This is a genomic window from Mycoplasma sp. 394, from assembly GCF_054353895.1.
The window spans coordinates 162,187-181,761 of record NZ_JBTHHL010000001.1; the positions used below are offsets into that span (position 1 = coordinate 162,187).

The window sequence follows — 19,575 nt, forward strand, 5'->3', positions numbered from 1 at the left end:
TAAATTATATATTATTTTCTATAGTAAGTTTTAATATGCTTATTTTATAAGGTTATTTAATAATCTTTTGCTAAGAAGTGAAAATTCATTTCATATTTTTTTCATAAGTAACAAAAAGAACCAATATGGTTCTAACGATTTATTGACAATTGATAAATAACATTAACAGCCTTGGACATCTTTGATAAAGTTTGTAGTTCTTTAGCAAACTCAGGATTTTTAATGAATTTATCAAATTCGTTAAAATTGCTTCAACGTTCAATTACTAAAATTTTATCATCTGCTTGTATTCCGTATTCAAAAGATAAATTAGTTTCTTGCATACGTGTTTTTTGTGTAAAAACATATAAATAATCAATAAAACCCTTCATTTTTTCAGGATTAATTATATATTGTGTAGCTTTTGTGTAAATCATTTAGTTTCCTTTTTTGATGCGATTAAATAAAATAAAATGTGATTTAGGGATGATGTTATCAAATTTATGAAAATTAATTATTTGTTGAAAATCAAAACCAGATATGCATAAAGCATCTGCAACTTCTGAAACTTTTTTAGGTAGTAAAATAGATAAATATGTTGAAACAGCATAAATTCCATTTAATAATACTAATAAAATATCTTCCAATCTGATTAAATCATTTGTCAGTGTTCAAGGTTTAGTTACATCAATATATTTGTTTAAATTATCTGATAAATTTGTTGCAATCGCAAATGCTTTATGGATTTGATAGCGATCAAATTCATAACAAAAACTTTCTTTTGATTCTTTAATTTGTTCAAGCATTTGTAAGTCTTCGTTTAAATATTCATTTGTTTTTAAAGGTCTGTTAAAACTATTTGAAATCATCTTTAAGGTGCGTGATACTAAATTACCATAATTATTTATTAATTGTGAATTAATAACATCAATAAAACGATCTTCATCAAAGATTAAATCTTCACCTAAGGCAAATTGTGAAATAAAGAAATATTTAATCATTTCAGGATGGTATTTAGAGACTAAATCAAAGGGATCTATTACATTGCCTTTTGATTTAGACATCTTTCCTTGTGATGTAACAATTCAACCGTGTGCCTGGATGCGATTTGGTTGTTTGATGTTTAATGCTTTCAAAAAGATAGGTCAATAAATCATATGAAAACGCGAAATTTCTTTACCTAAAATATGTACAACTTCAGAGTTTTCGTTGTTTCAATATTTATTAAAATCACCTGGTTTATCAATATCATTTATATCAAAATCTAATGCACTAATGTAATTACATAAAGCATCTAATCATACATATAAAGTATGATTAGTATCTTCGTTGATTTTAATCCCTCAGTTAATATTAGTTCTTGTTACTGATAAATCTTCTAAACCTTTGTTAATAAAGTTAACTAACATCTCATGTTCTGTTTTTTTAGGGAATAAAAGGTCTGGATTATTATTAATATATTCTTTGAGTCAATTTTCAAATAGTTTCATTTTAAAAAAGTAACTATCTTCACTTACTTTTGTAAGTACATGTCCTGAAGCTGGATGATAAAGTTTTCCATCTTTTTTAATTGCTTGTGCTTCGGTTAAAAACTCTTCATCTGAAATTGAATATCATCCTTGATATTTACCTTTATAAATATATCCTTGCTTTAAAAAATAACTAAAAATATCTTTAACTATTTGTTTATGTTTTGTAGATGTGGTTCTTGAAAAATAATCATAATTAATATCAAAAACTTCTCACATATTTTTAAATTTACTTACAACTTGATCCACAAATTGCTGGGGTGCTAAATTATGTTGCTGTGCAATTTGTTGTATTTTTTGTCCGTGTTCATCAGAACCAGTGAGCATTTTGACATCATAACCTTGACTTTTTTTATAATTTGTAATCGCTCAAGCGAGTGTGGTAGTAAATAAATGTCCAATGTGTAAGTTTCCGCTTGCATAATAAATAGGAGTAGTAATATAAAAAGTTTTTTTCATCTTATTCCTTATTTAATTTTATAGGTTTATACAGTTGTTTTATTTGTGGTAGATAATCATGATTATTTAAATCTTTTGCATCGTGAAGATATAAATTAGGTAAAAAGTGTGAACCTCAGCCGGCTTGATATCGCGCTTCAATTAAAACAAATTTTGCTTTATCTTGCAACCTCGGATGCACAAATTGAATGCGTTTAGGTTCGAAATTGTATTTACGCAATAATTCAAATGCATCGATGCAACGTTCTACAGGTAAAACTAGTGATAAAAATCCTTTTTGTTCTATTATTTTTGAGCAACCTAAGATTAATTCATCTAAATTAAGTGTAATTTCGTGGGTTGCAATCAATTTTGCTTTTGATATATCTTGCTTAATTTTGGATGCATCAAAACGATAAAAAGGTGGGTTGCAAAAAATTATTTGATATTTTTTTTGATTTTGTTGATTAAATTGCTTTCAGTATAAATTAAAATCAGCATTAATCACATTTATTTGCTTATCAAGTTCGTTCAAAGCTACATTATATTTTGCTAACTGTATTGCTTGTTGCTGTATTTCAATTGCATCAATATGTAGTTTTTCACTGCGTGCTGCGATAAAAATTGATAAGGCAGCATTATTAGTTCCAATTTCTAGAGCATTTGTAAAATGATTTGATAAAAACACAAAATTACCCAGTAAAATTGTATCAACTGAGTAATTAAACATCGTTTTGTCTTGATAAACATATAAATCACTATCAAAACCTAAAGAGTTTTTGATTCAGTTTTGTTTTGGTAATTTATTTTCTAATTCGTTCATGATGGAATTTTTTCTTAACATATTCAGTATATAAATCAGCAAGGCAGCAATCTATTTTACCTTCAACTAAATCGACATCTAAAACAACAATATCGACATAATCACCAATAGCAAAGGTGCGTTTTTTTGAAATTAATTTAGTAAGGTTTTCGTTAGGTTCATAAATATCATCGATTAATGTAGTTTTGTGAACTAAACCAGATGCCATAAAGTCAAATTCCACAAAGAAACCAAAATTAAGAACACTAACAATTTGGACTTTAAAAGTTTGTCCAACTTTGTTTTTTAAAAATTCTGCAAATTTTAAATCATTAACACTGCGTTCGATTTGAACTGCCTTTTGTTCAGAACGAGTATTTAGATCGCCGAATATACTGATTTGATGTTTATATTCAGCAAGATTCTTTTTATTTTTATTGATAATAAAGTCACGAATGATGCGATGGATTACTAAATCTGGGTAACGACGAATTGGACTGGTGAAATGACAATAGAACTTTGATGCTAGTCCGAAATGTCCGATGTTATCTGGTGAATAAACTGCCTTTTGCATTGTACGTAAAAATAGTAATTTAATAAAATCATCATTGCGCATTTGCTTTACATGATTTACAAAATCAGCAAATTTATTTGGTTTAATACTAGTATTTGAATTGATTGCTTCACTGCTTATATTAATTGCGTTCAATGAGTTTGATAATAATGTTAATTTTTCAGCATCGGGAGCCTCATGAACACGGTATAAAACAGGTAATTTATGATCAAATAAGAATTTAGCAACTGTTTCGTTGGCTCTAACCATAAAGTCTTCAATTAGCACCTCAGAAAAACCACGATCATTGATTAAAACTTCTTTAACAGTTCCATCATCGTTAAGTTTAATTTTCGGTTCGGGAAGTTCAAAGTCAACATAACCTTGTTTAATTTTATATTCATGTAAAATTAAACTCAGTTCCTTTGCATCATTTAACATCTGTTTTAGTTGTGATACTTGCTTTGGATCGCATTCTTCATTAATTAAACCACTTTGGTAATACTTATCAACTTGTTTATAGGTTAAGCGAAACTTGCTTTCTATGATTCCTTGAATAATTTTTGTTGAAACGTTATTCCCATCCTTATCAATTTCCATTTCACAACCCATAACAAAACGTCGAACATTTGGATTAAGAGAACAAATTCCGTTTGATAATTCAATAGGAAGCATCGGTATAACACGATCCGGTAGATAAATACTAGTCCCACGTTTTAGTGCTTCATGATCAATTGCGCTACCAGATTTAACATAATAGGAAACATCTGCAATATATACACCTAAAAAGTAATTTCCATTATCTAATTTTTTAACATAAATTGAATCATCGAAGTCTTTGGTATCATCACCATCGATGGTAACAATCATTTTATCAGTTAAATCAACACGATTTTTTAAATCTTCATTGTCTATTGTTTGTGGGATGTTTGCAACTTCTGAAGTCATTGCATCTGGGAAATTTGAAGGGGCTTTAATATGCTCGAGGTATGATTTAACATACACCATCGGGTCAGCTTCATTGCTAATTACTTTAATAATTTTAATTGAAACGGTTTTTCCATCATATTTAATAATTTTTGCAACTACTAAATCATTAAATTTTGTTTCAACATTTGATTCGATAATATTTCAAGTTACATTTTTCATCCGAGTTTCAACAGGGATAAAATAAGTTGAATAATTTTTATGTTTTATAAAACCAATGACTTCTTTGTTACCACGTTCTAAAACTTTTACAACTACACCAGAGTTCAATTGGTTTTTATCTTCATACGGGTTTGAATAAACATACACAAAAACCTTGTCGTTATTCATTGCTCCATTGAAATTAAAGTTTTTAATAAAAACACGATCCTTAGTTTTATTTACTTCATCAATGTTATAGTCAACAAAACCAAATTGACCTTTAGAATTGACATTTAAAATACCCTCAATTTTATCAACTAAAACTGGTGCATAGTATTCATCGTTAACATTTTTAAATAACTTATATTCTCGTTGTAATAAAGATAATAAACTTGTTAGTTCACGATTGTTCTTAGGCAGAATCCGAAAACGTCTTGCTATATCTAAAAAACTTCTTGATTTAACAGACTGGATGTATTTTAAAACTTCTTCTTTATTCATAATTTAACGAACAAAAACCCTTAATAAAATTGCAATTACAAATAATAAAATTCCTAATACAATCATAGTATATTTTAAGGTTTTTTTAACTCCCCTTTCTTTTGAAATTTTAAATAAATCAAGGTCTCCAGAACCAACTAATGCACCTGAAAAACCATTTGAATCAGGTGACATTAAAAAGGAGACAATTAAGATTACAAAAGATATAATAATTAAAATTACTGTTAATGCTATCATAATTTCCTTACTTATAAGTTTTATTATTATATATTATTCTATTTTTTTCTTAATATTTTGATTATAAATATCATAATTTATTAATTTTGTTTTACAACTCATCATATGCTATGTATTTTCATTTTTATAAAGATATAATATAATTAAAATTATGCAAAAAAAATGAAAATATAAATTTTTATCATTGTTATCAACCTTTGCTACTACCACAACATTAATAGCAGCAGCTTGTTCACCTAAGCAACAAGTCAGCAGCTCTGAAAATGTTGTAGATAAAGAAGCAGAGAACAAAGAAAACGAGATAAAAATCCAAAATCAACGAATAGAAACTTTGCAAAAAGTACATAACTATGCTTTTAATTTAGTCATCCCACAGATTATTACACAGGTAACAAAAAGTGCTAATGATTTATTAAATAACAAAGATAAACAGAAGCAATTCACAGAGAATCCTGAATTAAAAAACCAAATTACACAATTAACTAAATACGATGACTTGCTTAATGGTTTTAATGATATTAATAAGAAACTTTTAGAAGCAAACTTTTATCAAAATAAGCCATACTATAATTTCACAGCGAAAATTACTAATATAGGTCGTATAATTTTTCAAAATCGTATATATATAATTTCACAAATACTTCAAACCAACCATGAAGATACAGAGAAAATAACTAATTATGTAAAAAAATATAGCGAAATATATGCACTTTTGAATTTTACAGCTCGTTTATATTGATCGGAAAGTGTTTTAAATGTTTTGTCTAACGTTAAACAAATCGATCAAAATAAAATAACTGATATCCAAAAAGAATCTATCAATTTTCACAGTCAAATTGATGATATTTTAAAACAAATCCAGGAAACTAACTATTTAGAAAATAAAGAAATAATTACAAAAGTCGAAGATTTAACAAAAAAACTAAATGATACATTTTTAAAACTTAATGAGTTTTGAAAAACTTATTTACAATTAGAACATAAAAAGCAAATATGAAGTTTTGCTATCGGTAAATATAAAGATACTAAATTGGAGATAGAAAATCAAATCATAGATAATTATGAACCTTTATCTAGTTATATTGATAAATTAAGCAAGAATAAAGACAAGGATGAAAAAGAGAAGAATGCAAACGAAACAAGAATTCAGCAGCTTAAAAACCTTCAAGAAAAACTTTTAAAAGAAGGTAATACACCAGAAACAGATGTCAGAAATGATGTTGATTATCAATTCTTTTTACCTGTAAATGCTACTTTTAAGTATCGCGATAATCAATATCCAGCTAATTTATTTTTAACTGTATATTCAAAGGATAATACTGGTAAATTTAGGTTAAATGACTTTGATTTGGATGATAATACTACAAATTTATCTACACTTATTCCTGATGATGTAAAACATTTTGCTAAACTTACCCTATCCCATAATGATTTTGTTAACTTATATGCTTCATACTTTAATGTAAGAGAAATGTTTCTTAATCCAGAAGATGAGCAAGCATTACAACCATATAAACTAGCTTTAATCAATTTATTTACAGTAAATTCAGTAAATTATGATAAAGCAGACAATGTATTAAAACTAGGTTTATTAAATGAATTTGATAACGGTAATTATAATTATAATGCTGACAGTTTTGAAGGCAGCATCCCAGGATTATTCTCAAATTTTGCATTATTTTTCAATAAAGATAGTTTTATAGAAGATTCTAATGTTGATTTATTCTTCCAAATTTCAGATGATTTATATAATTATCTAGATGCTTTAAATAAAAAGCAGAATTCAAATAAGCAACCAAATGAATCGGGTTCAAAAGAAAATATATTCAAAATTGAAATTCAATATCAATAAAAGTCCCTAAATTAGGGACTTTTATGATTGATTTAGTTTATTAAATTTCTTAGCAAGTTCAACTGCTTTATCTTTAGCTGGATTATCCATTGATAAAGCTTGTAAAATAGAGATTCCAGTAACTATACCGTTAATTAATCCAATTGCTAAACCTGATTTACCTTCAAGTAATAATTCCACTGCTTTAATTCCCATCACAGATGATAAAACACGTTCAGCAGCAGTCGGTTTACCCCCACGTTGGATGTGATTCAGTGGATTAATGCGAGTTTCCCATTTGGTTGCTTGCTGAATTAATGAACGCAGTAAATTTAAATCATATTTTTTCTCTGAAATTACAATCATAATGCTGCGACGTCATGATTGTTTTGATAACTCTAGTGCTTTTTCAACAATTTCTTCGTTAGAAAGATTTAATTCAGCGGTTGCAATGATTTCAGCACCAGTAGCTAAACCAGAATATAAAGTTAAATCACCACAACCATTTCCCATTACTTCAACTAACATAATGCGTTTATGACTTTGTGCTGTATCACGAATGCGATCAATAGCTTCTACCACGGTGTTTAATGCGGTATCATAACCGATGGTTACATCGCTTGAAGCGATATCATTATCAATTGTACCTGGCAAACCAATAGTTTTTACACCTAATTCGTGTAATAACTGAGCACCTTTATAACTTCCATCTCCACCGATAACAACTAATGCTTCGATACCAAGTTCTTTTAGGTTTTTTACAGCAACTAAACGAGTTTTTTCATCTTTAAACTCTGGATAACGGGCTGAAAAAATGCATGTTCCACCTTGATTGATATAGTTGTCTAAATTAACTTTTTCTGATGGAATTATTTCATTATTGCATAAACCTTTATATCCTTCAAATACTAAATAACTTTGGATTCCGTTTGCTTTTGCAGTTTTTACAATTGCTCTTAATGCATTATTCATTCCAGGTGCGTCACCACCAGAAGTTAATATAGCAATTTTCTTCATTATTCTCCTATCTTACAATATCAAGTAAGTTTTTTAATAAACAAACTACAGTAACAGGTCCTACTCCACCCGGAACAGGGGTAATGGCTGAAACTTTATCCTTTACAGATTCAAAGTCTACATCACCTGCTAATGTATCGCTAAGTTGACTATCTAAATTAGTTCCTACATCGATTACGATCGCACCTTCTTTAACATTCATTGCTTTAACATACTTAGCAACACCGATAGCAACAATTATAATATCACCACTTTCCACACCCTTTAAACCAGTGCGTTCGTTATAGGTGGCTACATCTGCACCCATACGCTTGATAATATGAGCAATAGGTTTACCAACCACTTTACTACGTCCTACAACACACACTTTTTTACCTTTAACATCAATATTATGATACTCCATTAATTCTAAGACAGCCCTTGCGGTAGCTGGAACAAAATGCTTAGTAGGAATATCGTTATAAAGTGTAAATTCATTTTTTGCACTAAGTCCATCAACATCTTTTTCGTGTGGGACCGCATCTAATATCACTTGCTGAGGTATATGTGCAGGCAAAGGTAGTTGGATGATAACTCCGGTAGATTTTTCATTTATAATATCAAGTTTCTTAAGCAGTAGCTTTTGTGTAATGGTTTCAGGGAATTTATATAATATTCCTTTTAAACCAATTTCTTCACATTTTTTTAATTTAGCTGCTACATATTTATTTGATGCTGGATTATCTCCAACCTGCACAATTGATAAATTCGGTTTATCTTCATCATCGAGTTGTGCAACTTCTGCTTTTAATTTTAAAAGTTCTGCCTGGGCTAATTCTTTTCCACTTAGTATTTTCATTTAAGCTCCTTTTGGTATTTTTCTAGGTCTTGTGAATATTTTTGTAACTTAATTCGTTCTGCTTCAACTTTTTCAGCAGGTGCAGAAGTAACAAATTTTTGGTTTGAAAGCATATTTTTAGCTCGCTGTATTTCAAATTCAGTATCCTTAATTTTCTTCAACAGGTCTGCTTTATTTTTTTCTTTTAAAGCTGCATCTACTTTAATATAAAGGTTTTTACCTTGAATAGAAATAAGAAAATCATTATTTTCTGAAACTAGTGCATTAGCTAATTTATTAATCATTTCAATAGCATTTTTAGGTAAATTGCCTTGATAATCGTAATATATAACATCTTTTTTAGAGATTTTATTATCATCACGGAAGCGACGAATAGCGGTAGTTATTTCGATGACTTCATCAATATATTCAATGCCTTTTTTGATTTTCAAAATAGGCCATTTTGCTTCTAAAAGCTCTGTATTATAGATATTTTTGTATAAATAATCGGTTAAAAAAGGTAAGAATGGGTGTAGAATAATTAATGTTTTTTGTAACACTTGCAATGCAATCTTTTTATTAGAATTAGTTTTTAAAAATTCAACATATCAACCACTTAAATCATTAAAAATATATTTGTATATTTCACTGCCGAGTACAGCAAAATCATATTTATTAACAAACTTGCTTATTTTTCTTGACAAGAATGCGAGTTTGTTAAAAATTCATTTATCAGCTGGACTTAATGATTTATCCTTTGAATCAGGAAGTTCTTTAATGTAGTTTGCTATATTTCATAATTTATTATTTACTCTTCATGCGGCTTCAACTTTTTCGCTTGAAAAACGAATGTCCATTCCGGGTGCTGTATTAGTTAGCAAAAATCAACGAAGAGCATCGGAACCATATTGATCAATTAATTGCATTGGATCTATTCCATTATTAAATGATTTTGACATTTTACGTCCATCTTCAGCACGAATTAATCCGTGAAATAACAATTGTTTAAATGGTATTTGCTTCATGAATTCTAAACTCATAAAATACATTCTAGCAACCCAAAAGAAGATAATATCATAACCTGTAACTAATAAAGATGTAGGGTAAAATCTTTTTAATAATAGATCATTCAAATCAGGTCAGTTTAAGAAAGTAAATGGTGCTATCCCTGATGAAAATCAAGTATCAAGAACATCAGGATCTTGAATCCAATTTGGACCAGGACTGTCTATTTGGACTTTAATTTGATCTTGATAATATCAAACCGGTAATCGATGTCCTCACCAAAGCTGACGTGAAATGGTTCAATCATGCACATTTTCCATCCATTGCTTCATTGTGTCTTTAAGCCTATTCGGATAGAATTTAACTCCATTTTTGGATTTTAAATCATTTAATATATGATTTTTTAACTTATCCATTTTCACAAATCATTGTGGAAGCACCAATGTCTCAACAACTGATTTAGAACGATCAGAAACAGCAATATTTGAAATTACATCTTCTGCTTTTTCAAGCATATTTTGCTCTTTTAAGTAGTTAGCAATTGCTAAACGTGCTTGAAAACGTTCCATTTTATCAAAAGCACAACCGGGAGCATTAATAAAACCGTTTTTATCAATAGTTTCATTAATTTGTAAGTTTAACCTTGTTATTATTTCAATGTCTGCTTCAGAATGTGCAGATAATTTCATTAAACCACTTCCAAATTTTGGGTCAACATATGAATCAGCTATAATTGGAAGTATTTTCTTAGTAATCGGGTGCACAACAAACATCCCCTGATATTTTTGATAACGAATATCAGTCGGATTATAAACAACAGCAACATCACTTAGCAGTGTTTCAGTACGCACAGTAGCAATAATCAATGATTCATTTGAATTATAAATTGGGTATTTAATATAATACATTTTTTGTTGGGTAGGTACATTATTAACTTCAATATTTGAAAGGGCAGTTTGTAATTTTATATCCCAACTGATTGCTCGCATTCCTTTGTATAATAAACCTTTGTTATACATATCAACAAATACTTTTTGCACTGCAGCACTAGCTTTTTCATCTAAGGTAAAGCGTGCATTTTGATAATCGAGAGCTAATCCCATCTTGTATCATTGTTGTTTAAATATTTCAGCATACTTATGCTTTCATTCTCAAACTCGCTTGATAAATTCGTTGCGACCTAAATCGTGTCGAGTTTTACCTTCACTTTTAAAAATAACATCTTCAACCTTAGATTGAGTGGCAATTCCGGCATGATCCATACCGGGAATTCACATCACATCATAACCTTTAAGTTTTTTATAACGAATAATTGTGTCAGGAATATATGAATCAAGAGCATGCCCTAAATGTAGCATCCCGGTTACATTCGGAGGCGGAAGCAAGATTGAAAAAGGTTTTTTCTTAACATCGTGGGTAATAAAATATTTTTTATCACGTCATTTTGCTTCTATACCTTTTTCAACTAATTTATGATCATAATTTTTGTTCATAAATCCTCCTTTTAAAGAAGTTATAATAAATCTTTATATATTATAAACTATTTCATAAATTTTCTAGGGAAATGCTAAAAATAATATAAACTTATGCAACTTTGTGGAACAATAAACTAAAAGTATGTTTATTTAGTGTAAAAATATTAAAAAAAACTACATAAGATGCAGTTCTTAATTTGTATTAGGATGTTCAATTTCACAATTATGTGTGTGATCGCTATTTTGTTTTAGTAGTTGTGTATATTCTTTTGAAGAAAGATTTTGTGATTGATTTTGTGGGTTTACAATTGCTTTTTTAAAGTCAATAAATCATTTGAATAATAAATATACTCCTCAAACAATAAATCCAATTACCATAAATACAATATAACTTAATATTGTTATTAATTGTGAACTATCATATGCTTCACCTACAATAGGTGGAATAAATGTAATTAATAATACTATAATAATTAAGATACTTGTAATAATGTATACTAACTTTTCTCATAATGGAGACTTAACTTCATTGCGCAATTTTTTCGAAAGAACTAATACTGCTATAATAGCAAGTAAATATTGCACAAAGAAGACTAAATTACCTGCATTTAAGATAGTTTCAAATTGATCTGGTACACCCAATAAACCTGGTAGAATTGTAAAGATAATCATTGAAGCTATAGTAATGGATGCTGCAAAAACGATTGCTTTACGGTGTTGTCCGTTTTTAGCTACTTGTGATAATTGACTTGGTAAAAATCCATCTTGAGCTAATGGAACAACTGCTTTTGCATAATATATCATTGAAAAGACGGTTGAAGTAACTTGTCTAAATAAAAGTCCGATAGTAAATATAATTAATCCTGCAATTCCCATAACCTTATTCATTATTGCAGCGGTATAATTCGAGATAGTTTTTGTTGAAACACTTGATGAATCAATAAAAATAAACATTAAATAAAATACTAAATAAATGAATAAGATGATACCAAAAACAGAAAGCAAGATTTTTCTAAAGTTTTTCGCTTCAACTTCTGTTGATAAACCTGATAATCCTTCTACTCCACCATACGCATATATGAAACTTAAGATTGAACTTATTATCATAAATGGTGTAACTTTTTCTGTGTTTTTAATAAATGAATTCCCTGGATTTTGAATTAATAAAGCTATAACAGAAGCAAAAATAATAGCAATAACAATCCATTTTACATAGGCTGTTCAAACAATAACTTTTTTAGAAATACCAAAATTTAATGCTGAAATAATTGTTAAAACAATAAAAAATAGTAATGCTAAAAGTTGTATTAACAATGAATATTTCTCATAGACTGATGAATTGTTGATAAATAATCTAATAATAGATATAAAGAACAAAGGTGTAGTTGCAGAAAACAAGGGAGCCTGCAAGAACTGGTTTCATCCATTAAAATATCATAGTCATCTTTTCTTTGGGAATGCTTTTTTAACAAAAACATATGATCCACCAACTTCTTTTGAATACATTTGGGTTCCACGTGCAAAAGCAAGCATAACACCACCTGCAATAAAGGAAGTAATAGCAAATACTAAAATACTGTAACTACCTGTTTTTAAAACACTAGCAATCGAGGCAAGAAGACCAAATCCGACGATATAATTAATACCATAGAAAAGAAAATTCTTTCCTTTAATTTTTTTCATTTAATCACTCCTAATATATTGATTTTTAAATATATATCAATAAATAATAGCAAAAAATTAATTTTTTCCTAAAAAAATGATAAAAATTTAACTTTTTAGTTATATAAATCCTGTTATAAAAGTATATATAGTATTTGATATTATAAAATATCAAAATATTTTACTTTTTTTGTTTCTAATTTGTTCTTTTGTTGTTCTCTTAATATATATAAAGTGGAGGTAAAATGACAAAAAACATAAAACTGATTATGATTTTAGGTTCAACTGCAGTTGTTGCAGGAGCAGCAGCATATCCAATTAAGCTTGCAATAACGAAACTGCAGAAAAATTCATCTAATTCACCTGTTCTTACAAATCAAAAAAGTTTTGAATATCAGAAGGTAATTGAAAATATAGACAATTTTAATAAGCAAAGACCTAGTTTTGATAATTTAAATGCAGAAAAAGATGCATTTGTAAAATTACAAAACCAAATTAATGAGAGAATAAATAAAATAAAAGGTTTTCAAAATAAAATCCAAGACGAACTAAAACGAACGCAAAATATAAATCTTTCTTTTAATCAAAATATCTTACCGATTAAAGAAGATTTAAAAATTTTTTTAAACGATATTATAGACAAAAATAACGAAATACAAGCTGTTAAGTTGAATCAAGAACTTAATTCAAATCAAATAAAATCATTAAAAAGTTTTTTAGATGAAAATAACAATAGATTGAACTCTAAATGAGATATTTATCTAAAATTGATAAAAAAACATAATGAAAATTTGAAAAAACTATCAGCTGATACAGATGAAATTCCATGAGTAAAGCAAAGTTATGAACAAACCGCTTTATTAGAATCTAATATACAAACTTTATTAAATGAAATAAATAATAATGTTTGATTGGAAACCGATGATTTTTTAGGTTACTATAATCATATAAATAAGATTATTAATGATGTTATTGGATTAATTGATTCAAGCGATATATACATAAATTTTTGAATAAAGCATGATTTGAATATTAATATCAATTATGCTAATTCGATTAAGAATAACGAAAGTTCTTTAAAAAGTTTGCAACAAAATATGAATTTATTAAATCAGAATTTGCAAACTTATAAAGAAACAGTTAACAAATTTATTGAATCAACAAATTTGTTAAAAAAGACATTATCTGAATCTAAAAACTCACTGCAACAAAAGCAAGAAAGTTATTTAAACTATCTAAATAACTATAAGAAAGTGATTAATGATGCATATACAAAGCAACTTACTTTATATCAAAGCGCATTAAAAACAAGCCAAAACAATGATATAAAAAAAATAGCAAGCAATATGAATGATGCTATAAGCAAGCAAGAAAAAGAATTTGAAGACAAATATAACAAAGAAGAAAAAGCAGAAAATAAATTTAATAATATAAGTAATTTTATAAGTAAGGATTTTTGATTTTTACAAAAGAATTGGTATAAACTAAGTCAAAATGTCTTAGATAACGAGAATAATGTTTCAAAAAAAGCATTTGATAACGATATAAAATTAAACGATAAGAATATTGTAGTTTTAAATTTATATAATCAACTTAATAAAGTAAATCATAGAAATATGGATTTAAAAAATGAACTGATTAGACAAAATAATGAGTTAGATAAAATAGACAAACTTTATAAAGAAAATAACAGTGATGAACTATATATAAAGAAGCAAATTTTTCTAAGAGATATAGATAAAACTAAAAGATTAATTGAAGATACTGATAACAAAATAAAACAAACTCAAAATCAAATTAATCAAGAAATAAATAAATATGATGAAATATTAAAGAATACCGATAAATATTTTACTGGTTCGTTGCAATTATCTAATGCAAATTCATTATTTTTTTCTATCAATGAAGAAAATATGAGTACTATAAAAGCACAAGGTAGGCAAATAGCATTACTAGAAACAGATATTAATGATAAAAAGAAATTAATCGATTTATTAAAAGGTAATATTAATGATTTAACAGATTCAAAAAGAAAACTTGAATCTAAATTAACACAGTTAGATAATGATAAAAAAGAACTAGAGCAAAAATTAAATGAAACCAAAAAAATAACAAATAAAATGAATCAACAAAATGATGATAACTTAAAAATTATTAACACAAAAAACAAAGAAATAGAGATATTAAGACAAAAAGATTCTGAAAATGAAAAATTAATTCAAACAAAACGTAACGAAATAGACAGAATAAATACAGAAAATTTAAAAATTCAAGAACAAATTCAATTTAATAGACAAAAGATACAGCAATTAAATGGTCAACTTGATGGCAAAGTTGAAATAATAGATAATTTAAATACACAAATCCAACAACTAAATGGCCAGCTTACACAGAATCAAGATGCAATAAATGCAAAGGCAAAAGAAATACAACAACTTACAAATCAAAATAGTGAACTAAGAGAGCAAATACAACAAAAAGATGAAGAAATTTTAGAACACCAAAGAACAATAGCAGAAAATACAAAAATTATTGAAGGAAAAGACAAAGAAATAAAGCACTTATTGCAAACATTAAGAAGTGCATATCAAGCAAGAGATGAAATAGCAAATAATACCAAAAATTATGGTGAAAACATTGTAGCAATGTATTTAGAAATAAACAAACTCAAAGAACAGTTAAATGATATAAACCAAAAATATGCAGATACAGATCAAGAAAAGAATCGACTTCAGGCATCACTTAATACACTGACTACTAATTTCAACAATTTACAAAACCAAAATAATAATAATTTAAATGAAATTCAGTTACTAAATAAGAGAAACAACGATTTAAAGGACAATAAAACTAAATTATTATCTGATTATCAAAGTATGATTAATAAATATGAATTCGCAAAAAAACAATATGAAGATTTAAAATTAGAAAATTATGAATACAGAAGAAAATGAGGTGTAGCAGGTGAGCTAAACAGAGAAAAAGATGTAACTATTGCAGTTCTGAACAAAAAACTAATTAATTATAGTGAATTAATCAAGCTGGTAAAAGAACTAAGAGATATCTATGATGGTATTTCAAAAAAATCAAAGTATAGATACAGAGAAGGGCCTTCATCTTCTGGATATCCTTATACAGGAAGCGAAATGTATGAAAAAATAGATTATGGTGCCACATATGAATACCACGCCAGAAAATTTCTAGAAAATGCTAAACCATATTATGAAAATGAAGAATAAAGGAGATAAATGAATACACCGAATAAACAAGAATTATCAAATAACCAAATAAATGAATTATTTTTTGAGTATATTGAAAAAAGCAAAAACATTGAATGTTCTGATATTTTCGATTTTACAATATATGAAAAATATTTAATGACATAACATTAGCAGCCTAATAAGGCTGTATTTTCAAATTTTGACATTTTAAAACATAAATTGTTATATAATAATTAAACAAAAATTAAAGGTGATAAAGTAAAATATGAATAAAATTAATTATGGACAAGTATTTACGCCAAAAGATATCGTTTTAAAAATGATATCTTTAATTTCTTTTGATAACAATGCTTTTATATTGGAAACTTCATCTGGAACAGGTAATTTTTATTTTGAATTAATCAAAAAATATAATAATCTTATAGCATTAGAAATAGATGAAAATATAGCACATGTAGGAGCAAAAGTCATATCATATTTTAATACTAATTATCATCCAGATGTTATTATAGGAAATCCACCATATGTAGATTATAAAAATATTATAGATGCACCCAAAAGTAAATTTTTAATCCACAAACCTAACCTATATTTATATTTTTTAGAAAAAGCATTATCAGATTTAAAGCAAAATGGCGAACTTATTTGAATAATTCCTGCTGCAATTTTTACAACAACTTCTGCAAAGTATTTGTTAAAAATTATTTATGATAATTTTTCAATTACATACTTTGAATTAATCCCTGAAAACATTTGAGAAAACGCTGCTGTTCCTACTGCTATTATAAAGATAGTTAAAGTTAAAAATCATAAAGATAAAATTAAATATTTTTGATCTAATTGAAAAATTTTATTTGGTAAAAAACCAAAATTACCTACAGATATTATTGTAAAAGTAGGTGGAGCAAGTGGCTTCAATTCAAAATTGCAAAAAGGGAATATATCTTTTGTTGTTTCACATACAGAGAGAACAAAACAACTGAATAATATTTTGTATCAACCAAATAAATGAATTCGACCTGTCCCGATCCCACCAAGAAAATTTACATATCAAATTTTTGTTAACTGTAAAACAAGAAATAAAAAACCTTTTTATGTTTTAGATTTTCAAGAAAAAGGCGAATTTATCCATTATGATGCATCAGTTTTGTCAATATATGTAAATTTAGATTATCAAAATACTAAGAAAATTGTTGATATTTTAAACAACATTGACTGAGAATTAATGGGAATAAAAAGAGACGGAAGGTATCATTTTACACAAAGTATCTTACAAGCAATATTTAATTTTTAAAATTGTCATTAAAATCATCTAAAATTTTTGCTCTCTTTTTAACGGAATGAAAAAGTATATTTAATAAAAACTCTTTAGATTGTGCATATGTTCGATTAACTAATTTGCGATTCAAATTAGGATTAAATTGAAAAGGTAAGTTATTCCCGTTCGGAATTAAATATTGCATCCTTTTTAAAGAAGTAAAGAAAATATCCTTAGGACTATTTTTGTTGAATACTAGCAAATAATAATCTGTTTGTGTTGCTTTTAAATTCTTTGCTAACTTATAAAAATAATTTCCTCATATATTAGAAAAATTTGGATTTATATCCCCAGTTAATGCAAAATATAAACCTGTTTTCGAACTTATATTACTTGCTGATTTAAGATTTGGATTAGTTATTTTAATATTCAACGGGAGAAAAAACGAATTATCAGTATTTTTGATTACTATATCATATCAAAATCTTGGTTTTGGTTGTTCATAAATTTTGACATCATATTCTTTTAAAATATTTATTTCATTTTGGATATTTAAAAGAATTTTTACTATTTTTTCTTCATTAAAAATTGAATTAATTCGTCCATCATTGTAACTTTTAGAGAAATTTATATCAAGTTCTTTTAACTTTACAATAACTTCATTTAAAACTTTATCATAATCGCTTACATAATACATATATTCCTTAAATGTTTAAATTTTACATTAACAATAATAAAATAAAAATAAAGTTGTAAAATAATAAATACAAGGAGATTTTATGGTGAGCATTAATAGACAAATCACTAATAAAATTTATTGATTTATTGCAGTTTTTGTATTATTTTTTGGTAGTCAAGGTTTTCAAATCGGAGCATCAGTATATATTTTTCAAAGTTTAAATAACTTGTGATATATCACTCTTTATTATATTTTAATTCAAGTTCCGATGATATTTGTTTTTATTTTCGGACCAAAAATTATAAAGTTATTCAAATCCAAAAATATTTTAATTTTCTCTGATTCAGCAAGTATATTTATATTATTAATAGTTTTAATCATTGCATTTAAAACACATGATAAAGCACTTTCATATTCTTTAATAGTTGCTAGTGGTTTATTTAGTATAGTCAACTCATTCAGAATTTTAGCATTTAAAAATATTGTCTATTATTTAGCAAACCAAAGCAAAGAACTTCCGATATTTAATATTACAAATGCATTAGCTATTGCGATTTCTACATTCATCTCTCCTTTATTCACTTTATTTTTATTCAAATGGCCTTTTTTTGCAGTTGTTATTTTTAACATTATTACATTTGCAATATCCTTATTTTTCTTTATTTTATTAAAGCCTAATCAGCATTCATTAAAGTTAGTTGAAGAACATACACAAGATAAAATTGCAAAAATTAAATATGAAAAATGAATTTTTGCTCTTAGTTTAGGATTATTTTTCTCGATATTCTTATTTCCTAAACAAACAGGGATTTTGCAGTTTTTTAATTATATAAAATATGATTATAAAAAATGGTCATTTTTATTTTCGATGATTATAGGTGGTTCAGCTTTATTAGGAACCGGTGCAATTTTAGGTTATATAACAGCAAAAAAGAAAGTATCGCGAAATCGGTTGTTTATGGGACTTACAATTGTTGCTTCTCTTTTAAATCTTATTTGAATCCCGATTTTATTTGCTGTAAAGGAAGACAAATTAGCACTGCTTATCACATATATAATTTTAAACTCATTTATGCAACTATCACAATCATTGCTATTTCCTATCGGAAATAATTATTTGTACTTAATTTTTGATAAAAATGAGTTCAATAAACAAAATGCTGTGACATTAATTATACGAATCATTTTTTATTGTTTAATCTTAGTTATATTTACTTGATTAGATGATTCATATGGATTTGAATATATGTTCATCCTTTATGCAATTTTATTCTTTATCATCCTTATTGCAATGGTTATTTCTCGTTATCGGATACATAAAAAAATACATCATTAATTAAAATTACTTTTAATGCTTATTTGTAGTATTAAAAGTAATTTTGATATATTTATAACTTATATAAAAGCATCAAATAATCAAAAACACAAAATAATGTATAATTT

At 26.8% G+C, this 19,575-nt stretch carries 15 protein-coding genes; 5 read left to right on the top strand and 10 right to left on the bottom strand.

Translation table 4 applies throughout. The features are described 5' to 3' along the window. Positions 1 to 131: 131 nt before the first annotated feature. Genes ACXYRQ_RS00550 through secG form a run of 5 tightly spaced genes read right to left on the bottom strand, consistent with a single transcriptional unit; the run spans position 132 to position 5,167 of the window. Positions 132 to 416 carry an antibiotic biosynthesis monooxygenase gene (locus ACXYRQ_RS00550; RefSeq protein WP_458597377.1) on the bottom strand — a complete coding sequence of 95 codons (285 nt, stop codon included), beginning with the start codon at positions 414 to 416 and terminating at the stop codon, positions 132 to 134. Next, the gene (gene metG, locus ACXYRQ_RS00555) at positions 417 to 1,967 is read right to left on the bottom strand and encodes a methionine--tRNA ligase (RefSeq protein ID WP_458597378.1); all 1,551 of its coding nucleotides are present in this window, start codon (positions 1,965 to 1,967) and stop codon (positions 417 to 419) included. 1 nt (position 1,968) lies between these two features. Continuing rightward, positions 1,969 to 2,769 carry a tRNA1(Val) (adenine(37)-N6)-methyltransferase gene (locus ACXYRQ_RS00560; RefSeq protein ID WP_458597379.1) on the bottom strand — a complete coding sequence of 267 codons (801 nt, stop codon included), beginning with the start codon at positions 2,767 to 2,769 and terminating at the stop codon, positions 1,969 to 1,971. Then, positions 2,750 to 4,930 carry a ribonuclease R gene (rnr, locus tag ACXYRQ_RS00565; protein WP_458614466.1) on the bottom strand — a complete coding sequence of 727 codons (2,181 nt, stop codon included), beginning with the start codon at positions 4,928 to 4,930 and terminating at the stop codon, positions 2,750 to 2,752. The genes ACXYRQ_RS00560 and rnr overlap by 20 nt, the downstream gene beginning before the upstream one ends. Positions 4,931 to 4,933: 3 nt before the next feature. Next, on the bottom strand, positions 4,934 to 5,167 hold the full coding sequence (secG, locus tag ACXYRQ_RS00570; RefSeq protein ID WP_458614272.1) for a preprotein translocase subunit SecG: 234 nt from the start codon (positions 5,165 to 5,167) through the stop codon (positions 4,934 to 4,936). A gap of 151 nt (positions 5,168 to 5,318) precedes the next feature. Here secG and ACXYRQ_RS00575 point away from each other — a divergent pair, with 151 nt between their 5' ends. After that, the gene (locus ACXYRQ_RS00575) at positions 5,319 to 7,019 is read left to right on the top strand and encodes a hypothetical protein (protein WP_458614467.1); all 1,701 of its coding nucleotides are present in this window, start codon (positions 5,319 to 5,321) and stop codon (positions 7,017 to 7,019) included. A 21-nt stretch (positions 7,020 to 7,040) separates the two neighbouring features. Here ACXYRQ_RS00575 and pfkA read toward each other — a convergent pair whose 3' ends face one another. The 4 genes from pfkA to ACXYRQ_RS00595 form a co-directional block, all read right to left on the bottom strand. Then, entirely contained in the window at positions 7,041 to 8,015 is a 975-nt protein-coding gene (gene pfkA, locus ACXYRQ_RS00580; protein ID WP_458614468.1) for a 6-phosphofructokinase, read from the bottom strand. Positions 8,016 to 8,022: 7 nt separating this feature from the next. Continuing rightward, the gene (locus ACXYRQ_RS00585) at positions 8,023 to 8,853 is read right to left on the bottom strand and encodes a bifunctional 5,10-methylenetetrahydrofolate dehydrogenase/5,10-methenyltetrahydrofolate cyclohydrolase (RefSeq protein WP_458614469.1); all 831 of its coding nucleotides are present in this window, start codon (positions 8,851 to 8,853) and stop codon (positions 8,023 to 8,025) included. Continuing rightward, on the bottom strand, positions 8,841 to 11,330 hold the full coding sequence (locus tag ACXYRQ_RS00590) for a valine--tRNA ligase (protein ID WP_458614470.1): 2,490 nt from the start codon (positions 11,328 to 11,330) through the stop codon (positions 8,841 to 8,843). The genes ACXYRQ_RS00585 and ACXYRQ_RS00590 overlap by 13 nt, the downstream gene beginning before the upstream one ends. A gap of 174 nt (positions 11,331 to 11,504) precedes the next feature. Beyond that, positions 11,505 to 12,995, bottom strand: coding sequence for an APC family permease (locus ACXYRQ_RS00595; protein WP_458614471.1), 1,491 nt, complete (start codon positions 12,993 to 12,995; stop codon positions 11,505 to 11,507). A gap of 224 nt (positions 12,996 to 13,219) precedes the next feature. Between ACXYRQ_RS00595 and ACXYRQ_RS00600 the strand changes: the two genes are divergently transcribed. The 3 genes from ACXYRQ_RS00600 (at position 13,220) to ACXYRQ_RS00610 (ending at position 17,489) form a co-directional block, all read left to right on the top strand. Beyond that, positions 13,220 to 16,213 carry a hypothetical protein gene (locus ACXYRQ_RS00600; RefSeq protein WP_458614472.1) on the top strand — a complete coding sequence of 998 codons (2,994 nt, stop codon included), beginning with the start codon at positions 13,220 to 13,222 and terminating at the stop codon, positions 16,211 to 16,213. Between the two features lie 9 nt (positions 16,214 to 16,222). Beyond that, positions 16,223 to 16,360: a hypothetical protein gene (locus ACXYRQ_RS00605; protein ID WP_435130575.1), complete on the top strand. Its 138-nt coding sequence runs from the start codon at positions 16,223 to 16,225 to the stop codon at positions 16,358 to 16,360. Between the two features lie 100 nt (positions 16,361 to 16,460). After that, a complete protein-coding gene (locus ACXYRQ_RS00610; protein ID WP_458614473.1) occupies positions 16,461 to 17,489 on the top strand; it encodes an Eco57I restriction-modification methylase domain-containing protein in 1,029 nt (342 codons plus the stop codon). Here the strand turns inward: ACXYRQ_RS00610 and ACXYRQ_RS00615 are convergent. Further along, the gene (locus tag ACXYRQ_RS00615; protein WP_458614474.1) at positions 17,479 to 18,150 is read right to left on the bottom strand and encodes a hypothetical protein; all 672 of its coding nucleotides are present in this window, start codon (positions 18,148 to 18,150) and stop codon (positions 17,479 to 17,481) included. The two genes, ACXYRQ_RS00610 and ACXYRQ_RS00615, sit on opposite strands and share 11 nt — an antisense overlap. Before the next feature lie 82 nt (positions 18,151 to 18,232). Between ACXYRQ_RS00615 and ACXYRQ_RS00620 the strand changes: the two genes are divergently transcribed. Next, positions 18,233 to 19,468, top strand: coding sequence for an MFS transporter (locus ACXYRQ_RS00620; protein ID WP_458614475.1), 1,236 nt, complete (start codon positions 18,233 to 18,235; stop codon positions 19,466 to 19,468). The last annotated feature ends 107 nt before the right edge of the window (positions 19,469 to 19,575 follow it).